The organism is Ferrovibrio sp. (assembly GCF_046297595.1).
Classification (GTDB): Bacteria; Pseudomonadota; Alphaproteobacteria; order Ferrovibrionales; family Ferrovibrionaceae; genus Ferrovibrio.
The window spans coordinates 305,734-328,828 of the sequence record NZ_JBKBHT010000001.1; the positions used below are offsets into that span (position 1 = coordinate 305,734).

21 protein-coding genes are annotated in these 23,095 nt (G+C 62.2%); 4 read left to right on the top strand and 17 right to left on the bottom strand.

The window, feature by feature from the left end; all coding sequences use genetic code 11:
* Positions 1–29 precede the first annotated feature (29 nt).
* Complete coding sequence (locus tag ACK4FJ_RS01625; protein WP_409763029.1) at positions 30–992, bottom strand: VOC family protein; 963 nt, start codon at positions 990–992, stop codon at positions 30–32.
* A gap of 110 nt (positions 993–1,102) precedes the next feature.
* Between ACK4FJ_RS01625 and ACK4FJ_RS01630 the strand changes: the two genes are divergently transcribed.
* Positions 1,103–1,816: a GntR family transcriptional regulator gene (locus ACK4FJ_RS01630; RefSeq protein WP_409763032.1), complete on the top strand. Its 714-nt coding sequence runs from the start codon at positions 1,103–1,105 to the stop codon at positions 1,814–1,816.
* A gap of 16 nt (positions 1,817–1,832) precedes the next feature.
* The gene (locus tag ACK4FJ_RS01635; RefSeq protein ID WP_409763035.1) at positions 1,833–2,420 is read left to right on the top strand and encodes a malonic semialdehyde reductase; all 588 of its coding nucleotides are present in this window, start codon (positions 1,833–1,835) and stop codon (positions 2,418–2,420) included.
* Positions 2,421–2,426: 6 nt separating this feature from the next.
* Here the strand turns inward: ACK4FJ_RS01635 and ACK4FJ_RS01640 are convergent, their stop codons facing one another.
* The 8 genes from ACK4FJ_RS01640 to ACK4FJ_RS01675 all read right to left on the bottom strand — a co-directional run bounded on the left by ACK4FJ_RS01640 (position 2,427) and on the right by ACK4FJ_RS01675 (position 11,298).
* Positions 2,427–3,215, bottom strand: a complete 789-nt coding sequence (locus ACK4FJ_RS01640) for an SDR family NAD(P)-dependent oxidoreductase (RefSeq protein WP_409763038.1) — start codon at positions 3,213–3,215, stop codon at positions 2,427–2,429.
* Between the two features lie 198 nt (positions 3,216–3,413).
* On the bottom strand, positions 3,414–4,427 hold the full coding sequence (locus ACK4FJ_RS01645; protein WP_409763042.1) for an ABC transporter substrate-binding protein: 1,014 nt from the start codon (positions 4,425–4,427) through the stop codon (positions 3,414–3,416).
* Between the two features lie 39 nt (positions 4,428–4,466).
* The gene (locus ACK4FJ_RS01650) at positions 4,467–5,579 is read right to left on the bottom strand and encodes an ABC transporter permease (protein ID WP_409763045.1); all 1,113 of its coding nucleotides are present in this window, start codon (positions 5,577–5,579) and stop codon (positions 4,467–4,469) included.
* Positions 5,576–6,460, bottom strand: coding sequence for an ABC transporter permease (locus tag ACK4FJ_RS01655; protein ID WP_409763048.1), 885 nt, complete (start codon positions 6,458–6,460; stop codon positions 5,576–5,578). Before ACK4FJ_RS01655 ends, ACK4FJ_RS01650 begins: the two co-directional genes overlap by 4 nt.
* A gap of 19 nt (positions 6,461–6,479) precedes the next feature.
* A complete protein-coding gene (locus ACK4FJ_RS01660; protein WP_409764861.1) occupies positions 6,480–7,280 on the bottom strand; it encodes an ABC transporter ATP-binding protein in 801 nt (266 codons plus the stop codon).
* A gap of 67 nt (positions 7,281–7,347) precedes the next feature.
* Positions 7,348–8,583: a Zn-dependent hydrolase gene (locus ACK4FJ_RS01665; RefSeq protein ID WP_409763051.1), complete on the bottom strand. Its 1,236-nt coding sequence runs from the start codon at positions 8,581–8,583 to the stop codon at positions 7,348–7,350.
* 27 nt (positions 8,584–8,610) lie between these two features.
* Positions 8,611–9,888, bottom strand: a complete 1,278-nt coding sequence (gene preA / locus ACK4FJ_RS01670) for an NAD-dependent dihydropyrimidine dehydrogenase subunit PreA (protein ID WP_409763054.1) — start codon at positions 9,886–9,888, stop codon at positions 8,611–8,613.
* 12 nt (positions 9,889–9,900) lie between these two features.
* The gene (locus ACK4FJ_RS01675; RefSeq protein ID WP_409763057.1) at positions 9,901–11,298 is read right to left on the bottom strand and encodes an NAD(P)-dependent oxidoreductase; all 1,398 of its coding nucleotides are present in this window, start codon (positions 11,296–11,298) and stop codon (positions 9,901–9,903) included.
* Between the two features lie 234 nt (positions 11,299–11,532).
* Between ACK4FJ_RS01675 and ACK4FJ_RS01680 the strand changes: the two genes are divergently transcribed.
* Positions 11,533–12,282, top strand: coding sequence for a TetR/AcrR family transcriptional regulator (locus ACK4FJ_RS01680; RefSeq protein WP_409763060.1), 750 nt, complete (start codon positions 11,533–11,535; stop codon positions 12,280–12,282).
* Positions 12,283–12,418: 136 nt separating this feature from the next.
* On the top strand, positions 12,419–13,870 hold the full coding sequence (gene hydA, locus ACK4FJ_RS01685) for a dihydropyrimidinase (protein WP_409763063.1): 1,452 nt from the start codon (positions 12,419–12,421) through the stop codon (positions 13,868–13,870).
* Positions 13,871–14,083: 213 nt separating this feature from the next.
* On the opposite strand, the gene ACK4FJ_RS01690 is transcribed toward hydA, so the two are convergent.
* The 8 genes from ACK4FJ_RS01690 to ACK4FJ_RS01725 are packed head-to-tail and all read right to left on the bottom strand — an operon-like array spanning position 14,084 to position 23,094.
* Positions 14,084–14,650: a tautomerase family protein gene (locus ACK4FJ_RS01690; protein WP_409763066.1), complete on the bottom strand. Its 567-nt coding sequence runs from the start codon at positions 14,648–14,650 to the stop codon at positions 14,084–14,086.
* 2 nt (positions 14,651–14,652) lie between these two features.
* Complete coding sequence (locus tag ACK4FJ_RS01695) at positions 14,653–16,059, bottom strand: FAD-dependent oxidoreductase (protein WP_409763069.1); 1,407 nt, start codon at positions 16,057–16,059, stop codon at positions 14,653–14,655.
* Positions 16,056–16,667, bottom strand: coding sequence for a cysteine hydrolase family protein (locus tag ACK4FJ_RS01700; RefSeq protein ID WP_409763072.1), 612 nt, complete (start codon positions 16,665–16,667; stop codon positions 16,056–16,058). Before ACK4FJ_RS01700 ends, ACK4FJ_RS01695 begins: the two co-directional genes overlap by 4 nt.
* Positions 16,664–18,736: a hydantoinase/oxoprolinase family protein gene (locus ACK4FJ_RS01705; protein WP_409763075.1), complete on the bottom strand. Its 2,073-nt coding sequence runs from the start codon at positions 18,734–18,736 to the stop codon at positions 16,664–16,666. Before ACK4FJ_RS01705 ends, ACK4FJ_RS01700 begins: the two co-directional genes overlap by 4 nt.
* A complete protein-coding gene (locus tag ACK4FJ_RS01710; RefSeq protein ID WP_409763078.1) occupies positions 18,733–20,418 on the bottom strand; it encodes a hydantoinase B/oxoprolinase family protein in 1,686 nt (561 codons plus the stop codon). The genes ACK4FJ_RS01705 and ACK4FJ_RS01710 overlap by 4 nt, the downstream gene beginning before the upstream one ends.
* A complete protein-coding gene (locus ACK4FJ_RS01715; RefSeq protein WP_409763081.1) occupies positions 20,415–21,296 on the bottom strand; it encodes an oxaloacetate decarboxylase in 882 nt (293 codons plus the stop codon). Before ACK4FJ_RS01715 ends, ACK4FJ_RS01710 begins: the two co-directional genes overlap by 4 nt.
* Positions 21,293–21,814, bottom strand: coding sequence for a 3-isopropylmalate dehydratase (locus ACK4FJ_RS01720; protein WP_409763083.1), 522 nt, complete (start codon positions 21,812–21,814; stop codon positions 21,293–21,295). Before ACK4FJ_RS01720 ends, ACK4FJ_RS01715 begins: the two co-directional genes overlap by 4 nt.
* Positions 21,811–23,094, bottom strand: coding sequence for a 3-isopropylmalate dehydratase large subunit (locus tag ACK4FJ_RS01725; RefSeq protein WP_409763086.1), 1,284 nt, complete (start codon positions 23,092–23,094; stop codon positions 21,811–21,813). Before ACK4FJ_RS01725 ends, ACK4FJ_RS01720 begins: the two co-directional genes overlap by 4 nt.
* Between the last annotated feature and the right edge of the window lies 1 nt (position 23,095).

Genomic DNA, 23,095 nt, shown 5'->3' on the forward strand with positions numbered 1-23,095 from the left:
AGACTGTCCTCTTGCAGTTATGGCAAATTTCAGCCGGCCTTGCGGACGGCGGTTTCATGGTTGGTGACAAAATCTTCGGGTGCGGCAGGCCCCCAGAGATAAAATGAATCCTCCGGGGGATGGTCCTGGGCCGGCCAGTCGGTATCGACGCCGACAAAGTCGATATCGTAGGAATATTCCGTGAAACTGCCCCACGGATCGCGCTGGTAATAGAAATAGTTTGAACCCAGCACGTGACGGCCGACGCCCCAGCCGTATTTGTAGCCCTTGTTCAGCATCTGCTCCATGCCAAGGCCGACCTCATCGACACCACGGACGACCCAGCTGGTGTGATGCAGGCCCGGGCCATCCGATTTGGCAAAGGCAAGCAGGTGATGATCGCTGGAATGCACGCCATGCATGAAGGCGATCCCTTCGCCGGACTGATCCGACAGCCGCATGCCGAGGGCTTCGCTGTAGAATTTCAGCGAACGCGGCACATCCGAGCAGAACAGAAGGGCATGGGTGAGCCGCACCGGCTTCACCGGCTGCATCGCACGACGATTGATGCCAATATCGATGCCGATGGGGTTTTTCATGTTGAGCGGGCCAAAAGCCGTACCCTTCGCATTGGGCGACGACTTCTCGGCCACAACGATCTGTAGGGTGATGCCATCGGGATCGCGCAGCCAGAAGCCCTGCTCGTCCACCAATGGATGCGGATCGACCGGTTTCACACCCATCTTGTCGAGATGCCGGCGCAGCGGCTCGTAATCCTCCGCATATACACCCAAGGCCAGATATTCGAGCTTCTTCGGTTTACCGCTTTCGTAGATCGACCCCCAGCGATGGGGATGGCCGAAGGTATAGAGGTCGAGCCGGTTCCCGACCTGGCGGACATCGAGCCCGAAGTCGGTGAAATAGGTCTTGGCGACACCGAGGTCGGGCACGCTGAAGACGAAACGGTCAAGGGAATGGATCGCGGTCACGCCGGACCGCTTTGGCTCGGTCATCTCTGGTTTCCTCCGCTTTGCCCCGATCCGGCTCCGGCCTTGTCAGGGTTCAAACTTTTTTGTATTTTTGTCTTACACATAGATTTAACCTCTAGCAATATATTTTTCGCATGAAAATAATCCACAGCCCTGACACCCCCGTTTCTGAGGCCCTGCCGCCGGAGGCCAATACGGGTACCAAGTCCCATCGCGCCTATACGCAGATCCGCGCCGATATCCTGACCTGCCGGCTCATGCCCGGAACGAAGCTGAATATCGCCGCCCTTGCCAGCGAACTCGATGTCAGCCTCGGCGCGGTCCGCGAGGCGCTTTCGATGCTGCAATCGGAAGCCCTGGTCGTATCGGAACCGCAGCGTGGTTATACGGTCAGCCCCGTTTCACCGAAGGAACTGGCCGATATCACCGAGGCGCGCATCGCCATCGAAACGCTTTGCCTGCGCACGTCGATCGAACGCGGCGACCTCGCCTGGGAAAGCCGGCTGGTCGCCGCCTGGCATCGCCTGTCCCGCCTGAGCCAGTCGGAAGCCGGCAGGGAACAGCATCTAAGCGACGTATGGTCGAAGGCGCATGCCGACTTCCATGCCGAGCTGGTCGGCGCCTGCGGCAACGACTGGCTGCTGCGCATGCGCGCGATGCTGTACGAACAGAGCGAGCGCTACCGCCGCATGTCGGTGCCATTGCAGACCGAAAAACGCGATGTGCCGGCGGAGCACAAGGCGATATTCGACGCGGTGATGGACCGCGATATTCCGCGTGCGGTGGCAGCACTGGAAAATCACCTGCGCAAGACTGCCACCATTGTCCGCACTTCCGTAGCCCTCTAGCATCAGAAGCAATGTCATGACCCGGATCGCAGCCGACGCCCTGAAGCAGATTTTCCTCGATGCCCGCACCCAGAATGGCTGGCTGGACAAACCGATTTCCGACGACCTGCTGCGCGAACTCTACGACATCCTGAAGATGGGGCCGACCTCGATGAATACCCAGCCGATGCGGCTGGTATTCCTGCGCACGCAGCAGGCGAAGCAGCGCCTGGCTCCCGCCCTGTCACCCACGAACCTCGACAAGACCATGGCCGCGCCCGTGACTGCTATCGTCGCACGCGACACCAAATTCTATGAATACATGCCCAAGATCTGGCACAAGCCGGAAGCGCGCGAGACCTTTGCCAATAATGCACCACTGGCCCAGGCCACCGCACAGCGCAATGCCACCTTGCAAGGCGCTTACCTGATCATCGCTGCCCGCGCGCTGGGTCTAGATTGCGGTCCGATGAGCGGCTTCGATGCCGCAAAAGTAAATGCCGAATTCTTCCCCGATGGCCGCTGCCAGGCCGATTTCCTGTGCAACCTGGGTTACGGCGATCCATCGAAACTGTTCGGCCGCCAGCCGCGGCACGCCTTCGAGCGCGCCTGCCTGCTTCTGTAATCGACCTTAGCTATTTTTCCGTTGCCCGCGCAGGGTCGGCAGGCCGATGCCGGTGGAGTCGAAACCACCATCGACGGCGATCACCTGGCCGGTGATGTAGCCGGACTGGTCACCGCACAGGAAGCAGATCGCATTGGCCAGCTCGGCCTCAAGGCCATAGCGGTTGAGCGGGATATGGTCGTGATAATCGGCGCGGATTTCCGGCGTGTGTACCGCCTTGGCCATCGCCGTGTCGACCGGACCGGGTGCAATGGCATTCACACGAATGCCATATTCGCCCAGCTCCGCCGCCTGCTGCTTGGTGAGATGCGCCAGCCCTGCCTTGCTGGTGCCGTAGGCAACCCGCAAGGTCGAGGCGCGCAGTCCGGAAATCGAAGTAATGTTCACGATTGCCCCGCCACCCTGGTCGCGCATCAGCGGTGCCACGGCCTGGGTCATCAGGAACGGCCCGGTGAGATTGACAGCCATCACCCTGCTCCAGTCTTCCAGCGTCACCTCCAGGATCGGCTTGAAAATGGCGATGCCGGCATTATTGACCAGCGCGTCGATGCGGCCGAAGCGTGCCTGTGTCTGGCGCACCGCCGCCGCGACTTTGATCGGATCGGAAACATCGGCCTCCAGCACCAGGACACGTCCGGCCTGATCAAGCCCCGTCACTGCTTCGCGCAGGGTGTCGCCCAGGATATCGAGCATGGCGACGCGCCAGCCCTGATCAAGGAATTTCGTCGCGGTCGCCAGGCCCAGGCCACGGGCCGCACCGGTCACCAGCGCGACCTTGTCCTTGTGACTGCTCATCGTCTGCTCGCTCCCTAATTCTGCTTATGCTGCCGAGCCTAGCCTGCCGGATGGGCGGCAAGCCAGAGCCGGGAGGCCTTTTTCATAAGGCTTAAACGCTGATGCCGGGCTGCCTTTACAGTCAGGGCTGAAAAACAAACGGCGACGCAGAGCCTGCGTCGCCGCTTCCAGTAATAGCGGCGCCTGCGCGCCGAAAGATTACTTGGCGTATTTCTTCGACGCCTCGTAGATGGCATGTGTCCAGGCGCCTTCCGGCTTCTTGGTGATGACCGGATCGGACTTGACCGACAGCAGGATGTTGACGGTGCGGTCGAAATCGGCCGGATCGAGATAACCGGTGCCTGCCTTCGAGCCTTCGACCAGCTTGGCGATTTCGCCCATCATGCGCTTCTGGTGCTTTTCCGTCTGCGCGCCAGTCGTGTCGTTGTCCAGCACGATCATCGCCGCAGCATCCGAGTTCTTCACCGCCCAATCCCAACCCCGGTTCGAAGCCGCGACAAAACGGGCCAGGCGATCGGCATAGGCTGCATCGCCCAGCTTGGCGCCATTGGCATAGATACCATCTTCCATCGTGCCGACGCCCTGCTCGCTGTATTTGAAGACCACGAGGTCGGCAGGCTTGAAGCCGGCATCGATGACCTGCCAATACTCGTTATAGGTCATGGTCGAGATGCAGGCCGCCTGTTTCTGGATGATCGGATCGACATTGAAGCCCTGCTTCAGCACCTTCACGCCCTTCGGGCTGCCATCGGTGGGAATGCCCAGCTTGGCCATCCAGGTCAGGAACGGATATTCGTTGCCATAGAACCAGACACCCAGGGTCTGACCGGGGAATTTATCCGGCGAGGTCACGCCACTGGCCTTCGAGCAGGTCAGCATCATGCCCGACTTCTGGAAAGTCTGCGATACATTGACCAGCGGCACACCCTTTTCGCGGCTGGCCAGCGCCGACGGCATCCAGTCGATAATGGCATCGGCGCCACCGGCAGCCATCACCTGCGGCGGAGCGATATCCGGCCCGCCCGGCTTCACGGTCACATCGAGATTGACGTCTTTGTAAAAGCCCTTGTCCTTGGCGACGTAATAGCCGGCGAACTGCGCCTGCGTCACCCACTTGAGCTGGATGGTGAACTTGTCGGCCGCCTGCGCCGAAACGGCGGCGGCCAGGAAGGCCGCGCCGAGGGCGAGACCCAGAATTGCACGCTGTTTCATCTTATTCTCCTCTCCTGTTGGAAGCACGATGCTTTACGCTTACGACGTCTTACGGAATGAGGGATGCCAGAAGGTGAGCCAGCGCTCGATCAGGGCGATCAGGCCATAACTGAGCGAGCCGGCCAGCGCCGCGACAGCGATGGTGGCCCAGACGGTAGGAATGTTCATGCGGCCCACCTCGGTGGAGATGCGGAAACCCATGCCCATGATCGGCGTGCCGAAGAACTCGGCCACAATGGCACCGATCAGAGCCAGCGTCGCGTTCACCTTCAGCGCGTTGAACACGAACGGCAGGGCAGCCGGCAGACGGGCGGCCAGCAAGGTCTGCAGGTAGCTGGCGGCATAGGTGGTCATCAGGTCGCGCTCGATGCGGCCGAGCGCATTCAGTCCGGCGATGGTGTTCACCAGCATCGGAAAGAAGGTCATGATCACGACCACAGCGGCTTTGGACTGCCAGTCAAAGCCGAACCACATCACCATGATGGGCGCCACGCCGATGATCGGCAATGCGCTGACCAGGTTTCCAACCGGCAGCAGGCCGCGTTGCAGGAATGGCACACGATCGACCAGAACGCCTACCAGGAAACCGGCTGCAGAACCCATGATGAAACCGGGGATCACGGCGCGGATAAAGGTCTGCACGAAATCGATGCCCAGCGTGGGCAGGTTGACCATGATGGCATGGCCGATGGCACTGGGCGGCGGCAACAGCACGGCCGGCACCGCAAAGCCGACCACGACCATTTCCCACAAATATAACAGCCAAATCCCGAGCAGCAGCGGCGCCGAGATCGCACCCAGCAGGCCCGGCCGCATCGTCACCACGACGCTGACGCGATCCAGCATGCGCCAGACCAGCAGGCCAAGACCAAGCAGCGCCAGCCACAAGCCGCCAGCCTCGGCGCCCTTAGCTCCAGCCCCCATAACGGCATACAGCGCCACGGCGCCGAGGAAGCAGCCTGCCACCAGGAGCGTCGCGGCAATGGTGGTACCAAGCGGGCGCGAGAAAACGACCCCACCACCAACCAATGCCAGCAGCCAGCCGGTCAGAGCCACGGGTTGAGCCAGCCAGCTGGTGGCTCCGAGAGGCAGAAGCAATGCTGCCAGGCCGCAGAACAATGCGATTGCCAATACGCCGCCACGCCTGATCATGCCACACCGCCAAAGCGACGATTGAGTCCACGTTGGATACCACCGATCAGGCCAACGCAACCGCCAGCCAATATCGAGGCCATGATCAAAGCCGACCATATCTGCACCGTCTGACCGTAGTAGGAGCCAGCCAGCAGGCGCGCTCCCAGCCCGGCCTGGGCACCGGTGGGCAGTTCACCGACGATAGCGCCGACCACGGCCAGAGAGATCGCGACCTTCAGACCGGCAAACAGGAAGGGCAGCGAAGCCGGCAGCCGCAGATAACGCAGGGTCTGGGTCGTGGAAGCCGAGTAGGTGCGCATCAGATCCAACTGGATCGGCTCGGGCGAAGTCAGTCCCTTCACCATGCTGATGGTGACCGGGAAGAAGCACAGATAAGCCGAGATGATCGCCTTCGGCAGCAGGCCGACGAGGCCGAGCGATCCCAGCACCACAACGATCATCGGCGCGATGGCCAGGATGGGCACGGTCTGGGACGCAATGATCCAGGGCATCAGCGCGCGCTGCAGGCTGGTAACATGCACGATCATGATCGCCAACCCGACACCGAGCAGCGTACCGAGGGCAAAGCCTAGCAGGGCCGATTCCAGCGTGACCCAGGCGTGATAAACCAGACTGCGCCGCGAGGTGATCGCAGTCTGCAGCACGCTGCGATCCAACTCCCGCAACACCTGATGTGGCGCCGGGAGGATCGGGCGCTCCATGGTCATGGTATCGCCGATCAGTTCGCTCCAGGTCCAGCCGCTGCGTCCTGCGCGCTCATACTGGTCCTGGACCAGCGGCGCATTCAGTTTGACGGCGCCCGCATACCAAACCACCAGGATAAACAACAGAACCGTGGCAACCGGTAAGGCCGCGCCCTTGGCAAGGCGCCCAAGCATGGTTCGGGCGGATTGCCGATCAGACATGCTGGTCGTCGTAACTGTGCCCGGCCCGCAGGCCCTCGCGGACGCGATGGGCGATAGCGGCAAATTCGGGCGTTTCTCGGATATCCAGCTTGCGATCCCGCGGCAGATTGCTGTCGATGACGTCGATGATTCGGCCAGGGCGCGGACTCATCACCACAATCTTGGTCGAGAGGAACACCGCCTCAGGGATGGAGTGAGTGACGAACAGCAAAGTCTTGCCGGTGCGACGCCACAGATCGAGCAACTGCTCGTTCAGGTGGTCACGAATGATCTCGTCCAGCGCACCGAAGGGCTCGTCCATCAGCAGCAGCTCTGGATCGACCGACAGGGCGCGCGCAATCGAGACGCGCTGCTGCATACCACCGGAAAGCTGCCAGGGGAATTTCTTCTCGAAACCGGTGAGGTTGACCAGATCGAGCACGCGCTTTGCTCGGGCCAGGCGTTCTGCTTTGGGCAAACCGATGATTTCAAGTGGCAGCGTGATATTGCGTAGGACACTGCGCCAGGGATACAAGGCCGGCGCCTGGAAGACATAGCCATAGGCGCGATCCAGACGGGCCGTCTGCGGGCTGACGCCATTGACCCGCACCTGGCCACTTGTGACCTGCTGCAGGTCGGCGATCACGCGCAGCAGGGTGGTCTTGCCGCACCCCGATGGACCGATGAAGGAAACGAATTCGCCGCGCGGAATGGTGAGGTTAACATCTGCCAGCGCATAGACCGGCGTATCGGCCGCCTGGAACACCAGATTGACACCGGCGATATCCACCGCCGGCATGGCACTGCCTTTCATCGTCTCGACCGATGCTGTCACGTCACGCTCTTCCAATGCCGCAGCCATCGTTACACATATCCACCATTCAGGCTGCGTGTCTCAGCATGGCACGCAGCAAGACATTGCAGCCGGCAGCGAGGTCTTCCGGCAGGGCGGATTCCACTTCATTATGGCTGATACCGTCGGCGCAGGGCACAAAAACCATGCCGGTGGGCGCCACGCGGCTGATATAGCCGGCATCGTGGCCGGCACCTGAAACGATGTCGCGGTGGGCATATCCCGATTCCTCGGCCGCCTTCCGCACGGCGGCGACGCAATCCTTGTCGTAATGGATCGCGGGCGAATTCCAGATTTCCTTGCACTCATAGGTCAAGCCCAGTGCCGCGCAGATTTCGGCACAGGCATCGTGCAGGGACTTTGTCATCCTAGCGAGATCGTCTTCCTGGGGATGGCGCAGATCGACCGTGAAAAATACCGACCCGGGGATGGTATTGCGTGAATTGGGGCTCACCTTAACCAACCCGACCGTCGACACGCCCGGTTTGTTATCCAGGGCGATCTGGTTTACGCGGTCGACAATGCGCGCGCAGCCCAGCATGGCATCCTTACGGCGCGGCATCGGCGTGGTGCCGGCATGGCTTTCCGCACCGGTGATCGTCACCTCGAACCAGCGCATACCCTGGATGCCCTGCACGACACCGATGGTCTTTTTCTCGGCCTCCAGGATGGGGCCCTGCTCGATATGGGCCTCAAAGAAGGCCTTGAACTTGCGGCCGCCGACCGGCAGGTCGCCGAAATAGCCGATGCGCTTGAGTTCCTCGCCGATGGTCTTGCCGTCCAGATCGGCACGGCTGTGACCGTATTCTTCTGTGAATACGCCAGCAAACACGCCAGAAGCGATCATGGCCGGGGCGAAACGCGAGCCTTCCTCATTGGTCCAGACCGACACCTCGACCGGTGCCTCGGTCTCGAACTTATGATCGTTGAGCGTGCGGATGACCTCCAGACCGGCCAGCACGCCATAAACGCCGTCGAACTTGCCGCCAGTCGGCTGGGTGTCAAGATGGCTGCCGGTCACCACTGGGGGCAGGTCGTTGTTCTTGCCGGGCCGGCGCGCAAAGATATTGCCCATGCGGTCGACACTGATGCTGCAGCCGGCTTCTTTGCACCAGCGCACGAACAGGTCGCGTCCCTGCTTATCCAGGTCACTCAGCGCCAGACGCGCGCAGCCGCCCTTGGGGGTGGCGCCGATCTTGGCCATCTCCATCAGGCTTTCCCAGAGACGGTCCTGATTGACCTTGATGTTATGCTCATTCGCCATTGCTTGCTCCTGACTTTTTAGCGCGGCCTATTCGGCCGCCGCCCGCATCGGGTTGTTTGGATGCTGCGTCCAGTTCTGGTACACGCTGCCGTCATCAACCCGTCTCATGGTGATGCAGTTCTCGACCGGGCAGACATGCATGCAAAGATTACAGCCAACGCATTCGTCATCGATCACCGCATAGCGGCGACTGCCATCGAGCCGTTCAGCGGTGATGGCTTGATGTGAAGTGTCCTCGCAGGCGATATGGCAGAGGCCGCATTTGATGCATTTATCCTGATCGATCTGGGCGACGATCTGGTAGGACAGGTTGAGGCTCTTCCAGTCGGTGACATTGGCGGTGGCCAGGCTGCGGAAGTCATCGACCTCGGCATATCCTTTGCCATCCATCCAGCGCGCCAGCCCATCGGCCATGTCGTCGACAATGCGGAAACCGTAATGCATGGCAGCCGTGCAGACCTGCACGCTGCCAGCACCCAGTGCCATGAATTCGGCGGCATCGCGCCAGGTCTCGATTCCCCCGATCCCGGAAATCGGGATGTTCCTGCATTCCGGATCGCGGGCGATCTGCGCCACCATGTTGAGCGCGATGGGCTTCACGGCCGGGCCGCAATAACCGCCCGAAGTGCCTTTGCCATCCACTGTCGGCGTTGGCGCCATCTGGTCAAGGTCGACACTGACGATGGAATTGATGGTGTTGATCAGGCTGACGGCATCGGCGCCGCCGCGCACCGCCGCCCGCGCCGGACCCAGTATATTGGTGATGTTGGGTGTGAGTTTCACAATCACCGGCATGCGGCTGTACTGCTTGCACCAGCGTGTCACCATCTCCACATAATCGGGAACCTGACCCACCGCCGCGCCCATGCCGCGTTCCGGCATGCCATGCGGGCAACCGAAATTCAGTTCCACGCCATCGGCGCCGGTTTCCTCCACACGCCGGAGAATGGCTTTCCAAGCCTCTTCCTCACAGGGCACCATCAGCGACACGATCAGGGCTCGATCTGGCCAGTCGCGCTTCACCTGCTTGATTTCCTGCAGGTTGATCTCCAGCGGCCGGTCGGTGATCAACTCGATATTGTTGAGCCCGGCCACTCTGTTGCCCTTGTAGGAATAAGCACCATACCGCGACGAAACGTTCACGATGGGCGAGCCGTCCTCGCCAAGCGTCTTCCATACCACGCCGCCCCAGCCGGCCTGGAAGGCCCGTACGACGTTATAGGCCTTGTCCGTGGGCGGCGCAGAGGCGAGCCAGAAGGGATTGGGCGACTTGATGCCGGCAAAATGGGTGATCAGGCTGGCCATGACGCATCTCCCTCAGGCTGCCGCACGCTGGATCAGCGCACGATGTATTGCATCCGCCGCCACCTTGCCCGCTTGCACCGCAGCGACCGTGAGATCTTGGCCGCCAGCCACGCAGTCGCCGCCTGCCCAGACCTTGTCGAGCGACGTCCGACCCTCGGCATCGGCAGCGATCCGCCCATGCTTCAGCTCCAACAGGTCGCGGCTTTCCTCGCGCAGCGGGTCGGCGACAAAGATCTGACCGATGGCCTTGAAGACCATATCCGCTTCCAGTGCGAATTGCTCGCCGGTGCCGATCAGCTTGCCGGCCTGATCCAGCGCAGTGCGTTCAAACACCGCACGAGATATGCGACCGCCCTCGCCTTCCAGCCGCAACGGCTGAGCCCAATGCCGGATCACGACGCCATTCTCCTTGGCGAATGCCTGTTCGTGATAGGTGGCGCTCATGGACTCGGCCCCGCGGCGATAGACCAGCGCGACCTCTTCGGCGCCCAGGCGCTTGATCTGCACGGCCATGTCAATGGCGGTATTGCCACCGCCGATCACCACCACACGGCGGCCGACTGGCAGTTCGGCGAAATCTTTTGTCTGCCGCAGATTTGCTATGTAGTCGACGGCGTTCATCACGCCGGCCAGTTGCTCCCCTTCGCAATCCAGTGCCTTGACGCCCGACAGGCCAAGACCGAGGAACACAGCATCAAAATCACGGCGCAGCGCACTTAAATCAATATCGCGACCCAGCTTTTTGCCTGTTTGCACGGCAATGCCGCCGATGCCGAGGATGAATTCAACTTCGTGGCCGGCATAACCATGCGGCACCTTGTATTCCGCCACGCCGTAGCTGTTCAGCCCGCCAAGTTTCTCCCTGGCCTCGAATACAGTTATGTCATGCCCCTGCATGGCCAGACGATGGGCGCAGGCCAAGCCGGCCGGACCGCCACCCACCACTGCGATCCGCTTGCCTGTCACAGCTGCACGAGAGAAGGGATGCTGGTTGGCCGGTGTGCCGTGATCAGTAGCATAACGCTGGAGCAGGCCGATCGGGATGGGCTTGCCTTCTTCCGCCATACGCACGCAGGAGTGTTCGCATAAAATCTCTGTCGGGCAGACCCTGGCGCAGGAACCACCAAAGATATTCTGCTCATAAATGCGCAAGGCCGCACCTGCCGTATTGCCGGTAGCAATCTTGCGGATAAAGCCTGGGATGTCGATCCCGGTTGGGCAGGCTTCGATGCAGGGCGCATCGTAGCAATAATAACACCGATTGGACTCGATCAGAGCCGCCTGCTGATCCAGCGCCGGCACGGCCGCCGAGAACCTGGACTCGTACTCCGCCGCCGACAGGCGGCCGGAACGAATATCAGGCCCAGCGACATTCGCACTAGCCGATTTCATACTGGTATCACCCGCCATGACCTGCTCCCCCATAGGCCTGCGTCGATCATGACATCCTACCGATCCCTCATCGGCAGGATGCCTCGCAAGAAAGATGCCGCGACGCCCTGATCGCCGCTCGGCCTGTCTTGCCTTTGTAACGAGGCTAGGATTTTCTTGACCAAATGGTCAAGTCTGGAGTTGATGATGCGGGGCTAGCCGCATTCCCGCTTTGACAGCGGCAATGTAATCCGCATAAGGAATCTGCATCGGTTGTATGCACTTGCCCGCCTGTTGGGCAGAACGACATGGGAAGGGTCAATGGCGGGCAAGAGAATCCGAAGCATCAGAAAAGACAATCTAGCTGAGGAAGCGAACAGCGGCGGCCATGCCAATGGCCAGGCTGGCGCAATCCGTCGACGCAACGTGGACAAAATCCTGAAGGCAGCGGAATCCGTGTTTGCGAAGAAAGGCTTCGCTGGCGCCAGCACCGCCGAAATCGCCAAAAAGGCTGGCGTGCCGAAGGCCAACCTGCACTATTATTTCCGTACCAAGCAGGAGCTTTACGCCAGCGTACTGGATGCCATCCTTGAGGTCTGGCTCGACGCGCTGCAGGAAATCCAGCCGGATGCCGATCCTGCTACGGCGCTTGGCAATTACATCACCCGCAAGATGGCGGCCTCGCAGCACTCGCCCGAGCCTTCCCGGCTGTGGGCGATCGAGGTGATTGGCGGCGGGCGCCACGTTCAGCCCTTTCTGCGCAACCGCTTGCGTCGTCTGGTAAAAGAGAAAAGCGCGGTAATTGAAGGCTGGATCGCCGAGGGCAAGATCAAGCCGGTCGATCCCGCCCATCTGCTGTTCATGATCTGGGCGATGACGCAGACTTATGCCGACTTCGCCGCCCAAATCGCTGCAGTACTCGACAAGAAAAACTTGGATCACAGGGTTTTCGCAGCAGGCGGCGAAACGATCCGCAGCCTGATCCTTAACGGACTGGGCGCCAAGACGAAAAGCCGTCGCTGACACTGCTGCAAAACCATGCAGCCTGCCTGTGCTTTACCCGCACAGGCATATCCCTGGAATATCCACACGATTTTCTTGACCGTTCGGTCAGGTCATGAGTGAATACCACCATCAGCAGGGAAAACAGGGGGCTGACATGGCGATTCTGGTGCGCGGCGGAACGGTGGTAAATGCGGATTGCAGCCAGCGGGCGGATGTGCTGGTTGATGGCGGCACGATCAAGGCCGTCGGCCCTGATCTGGAAACGCCGGCCGGCGCCGAGGTCGTGGATGCCGGCGGCGCCTATGTGATGCCGGGCGGCATCGATCCGCATACCCATATGGAGTTGCCCTTCATGGGCACGACCGCATCAGAGGATTTTTTCTCCGGTACTACCGCGGCAATGGTGGGCGGCACCACCATGATCATCGACTTCGTCATTCCCGACCCGCAGGAAAACCTGTTGTCGGCTTTCCGGAAATGGCGGGGTTGGTCGGAGAAATCAGCATCCGACTACAGCTTCCATGTCGCCGTCACATGGTGGGATGAAAGCGTACATCGCGACATGGGCACGCTGGTGCAGGAGCACGGCGTGAACAGCTTCAAGCACTTCATGGCCTACAAGAACGCCATTATGTGCGAAGACGAAGTGCTGGTGAACAGCTTCTTGCGTGCTCGTGAACTCGGAGCGCTCTGCACCGTGCATGCCGAGAATGGTGAACTGGTATTCCATCTCCAGAAAGAGATTCTGAAGATGGGCATCACCGGCCCTGAGGGTCACCCACTATCGCGCCCACCGGAGGTCGAGGGAGAAGCCGCCAACCGGGCCATCCGCATCGCCCAGGTTCTGAACGTGCCGCTCTACATCGTGCATAACTCCTGCAAGGAATCGGTTGAAGCGATCATCCGCGCCCGCAACGAGGGGCAGCGGGTGTTCGGCGAGGCCCTGGCCGGCCATCTGCTGATCGACGACAGCGTCTATCGCAACCCCGATTTCGCCACGGCAGCTGCCTATGTGATGAGCCCGCCTTTCCGGTCGAAGGAGCATCAGGCAGCGTTGTGGCGCGCGCTGCAGGCCGGCCACCTGCAGACAACGGCAACCGACCATTGCTGCTTCTGCGCCGATCAGAAGGCAGCCGGACGCAACGACTTCACCAAGATCCCGAACGGCACCGGCGGCGTCGAAGACCGCATGCATGTGCTGTGGCATCATGGCGTGAACAAAGGCCGCCTGACACCGAACGAATTCGTTGCCGTCACCTCGGCCAATGCGGCCAAGATATTCAACCTCTATCCGCACAAGGGCGTGATCCAGGCTGGGGCTGACGCCGATCTTGTGGTATGGGACCCCAAGAAGACCCGGCGCATTTCGGCCAAAACCCACCATCAGAAGGTGGACTTCAACATCTTCGAGGGCATGGAGGTGGAGGGTATCAATACCGTGACGATTTCACAGGGTCGAATTGTCTACAAGGATGGCGACGTGCGCAGCGTTAAGGGCGCCGGCCGCTACATCAATCGCCCGGCCTTCGCTCCCTACTATGCCGCCTTGAACCGCAAGGCCGAACTGGAACAGCCCAAACCGGTCCTGCGCAGCGCGGCAGAATAAATCTCGACTACTTACGAACTATTTTCCGGGTCGTTCAAAACACGACCCGGAAAACACAAAAAAACTAGCCGCTTTCGACTGAGTTGAAACGATCTGACACGGTATCCCGCTCAACAGAAGAGCCGCGAACCGGGTCAATTGTTCACACCTTTGCCTAACTAGTTCGCCAGTTTCTCACTGAGCAGATGAAACTGGCCTGCACAATTCTGTAATTTAACCACCATCCGACATACGCTCCGCAAGATCATTCCAAACCGCCTGATCCAGCAGATGCCCGCTCCGAACCGTGAACCGGTCGATGAACCGTATGCCGGCAAAAGCCGACCCGTCGGGCCAGATGCCTTCCAGCGTGCCGTAACAATAGACCACGGCATGATCCATGCCTGGCACGGTATCGAAGCGTTCATAAACCTTGCCGACCCTCTGATAGCGTGGTTTCGCCCAGGCGATCAGTTCATCCAGCGTTGTGAATCGTGCACCGCCCGGGAATACCATGGCAAAATCCGCGGCCAGAAAGGCATTGGCTGCCGCAAGGTCGCGGCGCTCCATGGCTGCCAGGAAGTCGCGCACGATCTGTTCGGGCGCCGGCGGCGGCGCTTTCGGGGATTTGCGCTGGTTGCCACGCCGATAGTTGGCGGCCTTGACCTCGTCGATCACGGCGGTGATGCCATCGGGCACCGCGCCCAGCACCGTGCGTGTCACCGCACTATAGCCTTCCAGCAGGCGGTCGCGTACCGCCTCATCATACCCTTCAATCAGAGTTACACGGATCACCGGCATGGTCAGGCTCCCTGTTTGACGAGCGCGGCTGCGGTCCGGCCGGCCCTGGCACCAAGCACCGTCGCTGCCAGCAGACCATTCCCCGACAGATAACCATCACGGCCACGCCCGGAAATGCCACAGGCGGCACCGCCGCCAGCCAGCAGATTGGGCAAAGGCCGGCCATCCGCGCGCAGCACGCGGGCGTCGATGTCGATGTCCAGGCCGCCCTGGGTATGGAACAGCGCCCCGGTCACCTTCACAGCATAAAACGGCGCGACCAGCGCGGGCCTGGACGTGAAGTCGCGGCCGAAGCGATCCTGCCGTTGTCCTGAAGCCAGTGCCTGCGTCTCGGCCAGCGTGGCGGCCAGTCTGTCCGTCGGCAGGCTGCAAAGCTCCGCCAGCGCTTCGATGCTGTCGGCCGATTTCACCGCGCCGCCCTTCAGCGCGTCGCGGTAATCCTCGAAATCGAGGCCCAGTTTATGCAGGCGCTCATCGAAGATGTTCCAGGCGACGCCGCCGGGCTGGGCGATCACACGCATGGCCTGCTCGGAATAGCCGTCATGTTCGCAGGAGAAGCGTTCACCATTGGCGTTGACCTGGAAACCGCCTTCCATCATCAGCGCCCAGGTGATCAGGATGGCATGCGGCATCGCCAGCGAGCCATGACCCTGATAGGCACCGAGATGATTCACGGCGGCACCCAACTGTTCGCCCCACAGCAGCGCGTCGCCGCGATTGCCGGTATGGCCGTAATACTGGGCTCCCTTCAGTTCCGGGATATGGCGCGCCACCAGGTCGGCATTGCCGCCGAATCCGGAACAGGCCAGGATCAGGGTTTTGCAGCCTATGCGTTCGGCCGACCCATCCGGCCGCTGCAGTTCCACGCCCCGCACGCGACCATCGGCATCGGCAAACAGCGTCGTGACCATGGTATCGCAGACGATATCGATGCCGGCTGCATTAGCCGCCGCCAGCAGGCCGGCAACCAGATCGGCGCCACTCCGCGAGATCGGCGCATGCATGCGCGCCCGGCTGTGGCCAGGATAGAGGAAGCCTTCCACCAGGGTCAGCGGCACATGATGGGTTTGAACCAGCCAGTCAATCGTGGGGCCTGATGCGGCGCAGATCGCTTCCACCATCGCCGGGTCATTTTCCCCATGGGCCTTGGCCTGGATGTCGGCCGCCATGATGGCCGGAGAATCTTCGATACCGCGCGCCTTCTGCAACGCCGTGCCTGCGGCCGGGATCATGCCCGACGACATGGCGGTGGAACCGCTGGGCGACGGATCGCGCTCCAGCACCAGCACCTCGGCGCCGGCATCGCGCGCCGCCAGCGCCGCCGTCAGGCCGCAGGCGCCGCCGCCGATCACCAGAACCGGGGTCTCCAGCGGAAAATCGATACCCGCGGCCGGCAGAACCCTGCTCATGCCGCTTTGATCAGCGCCGTTGCCTCGGCGCAGGTCAGCCTCGGCGCAATGGTGCCCAAGGAGGCAATGCTGGCCTCATGCGCCTCCTTCGAGAAGGCCGCACAGCCATCGGTCAGCAGCATGGCATGGAAATCGCGCACATGGGCATCGCGCAGGGTACTGGCGACACCGCCGTTGGTGACGATGCCGCCGACCAGCAATGTGTCGATCCCGACCTTGCGCAACACGAATTCAAGCCGCGTCATGTAGAAAGCGGAATAGGCCACCTTCTCGATCATGAAGTCGGCCGGCGCCAGTTCGTCGATCAGGTTGTGCCCCCAGGCACCAGGCTGAAAATCCCCTTTCCGCAAGAAGGGGCGAAGCTGCTTCAGATGCGGACTGATCAGCGGCTCGCCGCCCCGGCCCGGCACCAGGGTAAACTGGGTCGAGACGATCCAGCCGCCGGCTGCCCGCATCGCATCGGCCACTGATTTCATGCTGGCGATCAGCGCCGCCACACCGGGCAGGTTGGCTCCGCCACGGGCATAGGCGCCATCGGCATGCAGAAAATCGTTCTGCAGATCGACGATCAGTAAAGCGGTGTGCTTCAGATCCAGCCCGTTGCTCATGCAGCCTTCCGCTTCACGACCAGGTTGCCGAAATTGTCCACCTCGCCCACCAGATCGGGCTCGATCAGGATCGTGGTATCGGGCTGCTCCAGGATAGCCGGACCGGGGATTACAGCACCAAGCGGCAGTTCCAGCCGGCGATAGATGCCGGCCTCGTGCCAGGCGCCATCGAGCCAGACCTGACGCGTGGTGCGTTTGGCGGCTTCGACCGAGCCTTCTTTCGGCGGGGCCAGCAGGCCGAGGTCGAATTTCTTGCGCCGGCCGATGGCAGCAACACGCAGGTTGAGTACGCGGATGCCGATCTTTTCCAGCACACGACCGAATGCCGCCGCATAAGCAGCCTCAAAGGCAGCCTTGATGCCATCGCGGGTCAGCTTCGCCGGGGTGGCGAAATCACCCGACAACGGAACCGCTACGGTATGGGTCTGGCCCAGATACGACATATCGAGTTCGACCGTGATGCTCCGCCCCTCGAAGGCAATGCCGGCCTGATCGAGCAACCGCGTGCCTTCCGCTGCCGCCTCATTGATGGCCGCATCGAGGATGGCGGTATCTGTGTCGTCCAGGGTCTTATTCACCGTGCGCACAAAATCGTGCCGCATATCGGCGATCACGCAGCCCAAGGCCGAAGTCACGCCGGGGAAGCGCGGCACCAGTGCCGAGGCCAGACCGACTTCCTTGATCAGCGCGCCGACATGCAGCGAACCACCGCCACCAAACGGCATGGCAGCGAAGTCGCGCGGGTTATGACCGCGTTCGATGGAAACCAGTCGGATGGCACCGGCCATGCGCGAATTCGCCACCTTGATGATGGCTTCGGCCGCCGCCATCACGTCGAGCCCCAGCGGCTCGGCAATGTGCTTGCGGATGGCTTCCCTGGCCGCCTCGACATCCAGCCGCTTGAGCTTGCCGCCAATCGGCCGCTCGGCATCGATGCGGCCCATGACGACATTCGCATCGGTGACGGTCGGCCGGTCGTTGCCCAGGCCATAGGCCACTGGGCCCGGATCGGAACCGGCGCTTTCAGGGCCGATCTGCAGGATGCCGCCACGGTCGATCCAGGCGATCGACCCGCCGCCCGCGCCGATGGTGGTGATCTCGATCATCGGCGCGCGCACCACCATGCCGAAGTCGATGGCGGTCTGCGCACTCATGGCCGGCTCGCCACCAGCAATCAGCGAGACGTCGAAGCTGGTGCCGCCCATGTCGCAGGTCACCACATTGGGGAAACCTGCCGCCATGGCGATGTGCTGGCAAGCGATCACACCGGCGGCTGGACCAGAGAGCGCCGTGCGCACGGGGCGGCTGGCGGCGCTGTCCACGCTCATCACGCCACCATTGGACTGCACGATCAGCAGCTGGCCGCCGAAGCCGTCGCCCTGCAGGCGGTCTTCCAGCTTGCGCAGATAACTGCCCACCGGCGGCTGCAGATAGGCATTCAGCGCAGCCGTGGACGTGCGTTCGAATTCACGGATTTCGGGCAGGATGTCGGAAGATGCCGTGACATAGGCATTCGGCCAGACGTCTTTGAGCGCAGCCAATGCGACCCGCTCGTTTTCCGGATTGGCGTAGGCATTCACGAACACGATGGCGACCGCCTCGGCGCCACGGGCCAGCAGCTCCTGCGCCACGCGCTTCACCTCGGCCGGATCGACCGTCTGCCGGATGCTGCCATCGGCCAGCACGCGTTCACCCACTTCCAGGCGCAGGTCGCGCGGTACCACCGGCATGAACTGGCCCCACAGGCCCCAGGTGCTGGGCCGGTCGCGCCGGCGCATCTCCAGCACATCGCGGAAACCACGCGTGGTGATGATGCCCGTGCGCGCACCCTTGCGCTCCAGCAGCGCATTGGTGCCCACCGTGGTGCCATGCACGACCGTGGCGATCTGCTTCGGCTCGGCTTTGGATCGCAGGCCTTCGATGAATCCGGTGGCCTGGTCGCCGCGGGTGGACGGTACCTTGGCGATATCGATGCGGCCCCTGGCCTCGTCGAGAAAAAAGACGTCGGTGAAGGTGCCACCGACATCGACGCCAACGGCAAAACGCGGGATGGTGGTCTGGTCGGTCATTCCGCGGCCTCCTTGGCATTGCGGCCATAATCGCGGGCAACGCCCTCTTCGGTGACATAACCAAGCCGCAAATCCTCTGCGATGCGCTCGGGCTTGCGCTCGGATGGTGGGCCGTAGCCACCGCCGCCCGGCGTCTCAAGCCGGATGCGTTCGCCTTTCTTCAGCTTGGCATCGTGCAACTTCGACACCATGGCCGGCTCTGCAGCCTTGCCGTCCTTGGGATAGAAGAAGCGGTTGTGCTGCGCGGCATGGCCACCCAGAACACCGGCGGGGGCGTATTTGCCGCGCTCGCCGAACAGGAACAGATCGGCCTCCTCTTCCAGCAATTCGATCTCGTAGACCGCACCAAGGCCGCCGCGATTGCGGCCGGCGCCGCCGCTGTCGGCCCGCAGGCTCCATTCGGTGAACATCACCGGATAGGCCGCCTCAAGGATTTCCAGCGGCGGAATCGTCGCCATCGAGATCGGCGCATTGCCGTGATTCAGGCCATCGCCCTGCGGGTGGCCGCCATGGCCGCCGCCAAAGAAACTGAACATCACCCAGCGGCGACCATCCCTGCGATGGCCTGCCAGCGACAGCGCATTGATGGTGCCATAGGCGCAGCCATTCACGCGTTCGGGTGCAATCTGGGCGAAGGCCTGGAAGATCACGTCGATCACACGCAGGATCGTTTCGGTATAGCCACCCACCGGCTTGGGCGCTTTCACACTGATCAGGCTGGTTTCGGGAATGACGAACTTCACCGGCTCCAGCACGCCCGAGTTGGCCGGAACATCGGGGAAGATGTGCTTGATTGCCACGTAACAGGCGGCGATGGCGGTGGAGCGCGCGATATTCAGCGGTCCGGCGCAGGCCGGCGAAGTGCGCGAGAAATCCAGCGTCAGGGTCTCGCCCTCGATCACCACTTCCAGGCCGATACGCAGGGCCTCGTCGCGGATACCGTCATTGTCGAGGAAATCCTCGGCGGCATAGCGACCATCGGGCAGTTCGCGCAGCAGGCTGCGGAACTGGATCGCTGCGCGCTTTTTCAGTTCGGCCAGCGCCTCTGCCACCGTGCCATCGCCGTATTCGTCCAGCAGGGCATGCAGGCGTTTGGCACCGAGATCGAGTGCATTCACCTGGCCATTCATATCGCCATAGAGGCTGTCCGGCAGGCGGGTATTGGCGCGCAGGATATCCACCACATCCTGCCGCAACTGGCCGGCGGCATAAAGCTTCACCGGCGGAATCACCATGCCTTCCTGGAAGGCTTCGGTGGCGACCGGGTTGTAGTTGCCCGGCACGTTGCCGCCGACATCATGCCAGTGACCGACGGAGGCCAGGTAGCAGAAGACCCTGCCGTCGCGGAAAAACGGCCGCACCAGCTTGAAATCGCTCAGGTGCGTGCCGCCGTCGTAGGGATCGTTGAAGATATAGACGTCGCCGTCCTGCAGGTTGCCGTCCTTGGCCGCCTTGTCGATCACGGCCTTCACGGCGAAGGCCATGGCACCGACGAAGATCGGCAGGCCGGACTTGCCCTGCACCAGCGTTTCGCCGGTGGTCGCGTGATACAAGCCATGACTGGCGTCATGCGCCTCGGCAATGATCGGATTGAATGCCGAGCGGAACAGGGTGGCGTCCATTTCGTCGGCGACCTGTTCCAGCCGGCCTTTCAGCACGGCAAGGGTGATGGGATCGATCATGGCCGGTCCTCGTAACGGGAAGGATCATACTGGCGGCCCTGGGCCAGCAATTCTGGCGTACCGATCAGGGCATTGAGAGCGGCGAAATCCAGCATCTGGTCGCGGAACGGCGCCGTGGTGCCGTTCTGCTTCAGCGATGCGAAATAGGCTGTCATGCAATGGGCCAAAGCACGGGTCAGGCCACCTGGGAAGATCACCAGACGATAACCGATCTCGGCCAGGTCGGTGGCCGAGAGCAGCGGCGTCTTGCCGCCTTCCACCATATTAGCCAGCAGCGGCACGCGGTTGCCGAAACGGCTGGTGATGGTGCGCATCTCGTCCACGCTCTGCGGTGCTTCGACGAACAACATGTCGCAGCCGGCTTCCATGTAGCGCGCGGCGCGCTCCATCGCAGCATCGAAGCCTTCCACGGCGATGGCATCGGTACGGGCAACGATCAACGTCTGGTCGGATGTCCGGGCATCCAGGGCGGCCTTGATCTTGCCGACCATCTCGGCCGGAGACACCAGCGTCTTGCCATCCAGATGACCGCAGCGCTTCGGACTGGCCTGATCCTCAAGCTGGATGCCGGATGCGCCGTTGCGCTCGAACAGCCGCACGGTGCGCTGCACGTTCAGCGCATTGCCAAATCCGGTATCAGCATCGACGATGATGTCGGTCTCTACCCGCTCGCGGATGGCGCCCAGCGTGTCGGCTACCTCCGTCATCGAAACCAGACCGATATCCGAGCGACCGAACCGGGTATAGGCAATGCTGGCGCCGGATAGGTACAGCGCCTCAAAACCTGCCTGGGTGGCGACCAGCGCGCTCAGGCCATCATAGACACCCGGCGCGACGACGATCTCGCCGCTCCGCAAACGTTCGCGCAGCTTACTCATGCCTGCGCCTCCTTTGACCGTTGAATTTTCAGTTTCTTTTCCAGATGGGGCAGCAGACCGCCATCGGCGATCATCTGCAGCAGATGCGCCGGCAGCGGTTCGCAGGCATAAGTCTTGCCGGTTTCGATATCGCGCAGCTCGGCACGATGAGCATCCACTGCCAGAACAGAGTCGGCGCGAATCTTGCCGGCTTCCGGGCAGACCAGCGCCAGCAGGCCCAGATTGAGGGCGTTGCGATAGAAGATCCCAGCAAAGCTGGGGGCCACCACGGCGCCGACACCCAGTTCGCGAAGCGCCATCACCGCCTGCTCGCGCGATGAACCCATGCCGAAATTGCGCCCGCCCACCACGATATCGCCGGGCTTCACCTCCCTGGCGAAGCGCGGTTCCACCGCTTCCAGGCAATGTTTCGCCAGTTCGGCCAGCGGGCTTTTCATATACAGGCCGGGCGCCAGCACGTCGGTGTCGATATTGTCGCCGAATTTCCAGACCCGGCCGGTGTTACTTGTCGCCGTCATGACAGGAATTCCCGCGGATCGGCGATGCGTCCGGCCACGGCCGAAGCCGCGACGGTATAGGGCGAACCGAGATAGACCTTCGACGAACCGGCTCCCATGCGGCCCTTGAAGTTGCGGGCCGTGGAGGCGATGCAGGTCTCGTTCTCGGCCAGCACGCCGGCGCCATAGCCGGCACAGGCACCGCAGCCAGACGACAGCAGGATGGCGCCGGCTTCGGTCAGCGTCGCCAACGTGCCATCGGCGGCGGCCTCCGCCGTGGTGCGCGCCGAGGCCGGCGCAATCAGCAGCCGCGTGCCGCCAGCCACCTTCCGTCCCTTCAGCACGCTGGCCGCCATGCGCAGGTCATTGATCTTGGCCCCCGTGCAGGCCCCGATATAGGCCTGGTCGACGGGCACATTTCCGTGTTCGGTGACGGCCGCGCTGTTGGCCGGGCTGTGTGGCGCCGCCACCATGGGCGACAGGCCGGCGGCGTCGAAATCATGGCGTTCGGTCGCCAAGGCATCCTTGTCCGTCTGCCAAGTGGCAAGATCGATGTCGGACGCGGGCACGCCGACGCCCATCAGGTAGTCCTTCGTCACGGCATCGGGCGCAATCATGCCGGCCTGGGCGCCCAGTTCCGCCGCCATGTTGGACAGCGTCATGCGCTCCTGCATGGCCAGCGTGGCGATGGTGTCGCCGGCATACTGAATGGCCTGATAGCGGCCGCCATCCATGCCCAGCCTCGCGCACATGGCCAGGATCATGTCCTTGGCCACGACGCCAGGGCCGAGTTTGCCGGACCAGTGCAGCAGGATGGTTTCCGGCACACGCAGCCAGATTTCACCGGTGACCAGAACGCCGCACATCTCGGTGGCGCCGACGCCGAACATATAGGCCCCGAAGGCACCGCCGGTGGGCGAATGGCTGTCGCCGCCGACCACGAACATGCCCGGCCGCAGATGGCCGCGCTCGGGCAGCACCACATGGCAGATGCCCTGCATGTCGTGGAACTTGGTCACGCCGGCGGCCTTCACCCATTTGCGGGTGAGATCGAGAATGCCGGCGCTCTCGGCATCTACCGCCGGCACGTAATGGTCGGAAATCACCACCACACGATCAGGGTCCCAGAGCTTCGCCTGCAAACGCTCCAGCATTGGCGCCACGCGGCGCGGTCCACCGGAATCATGCATCATGGCGAGGTCGACCCTAGCGGTGACCACCTCGCCCGGCCGCACGCTTTGCAGGCCTGCCGCACGGGCGACCAGTTTCTCGGCGAGAGTCATGGGATGCGTGCCGGTCATG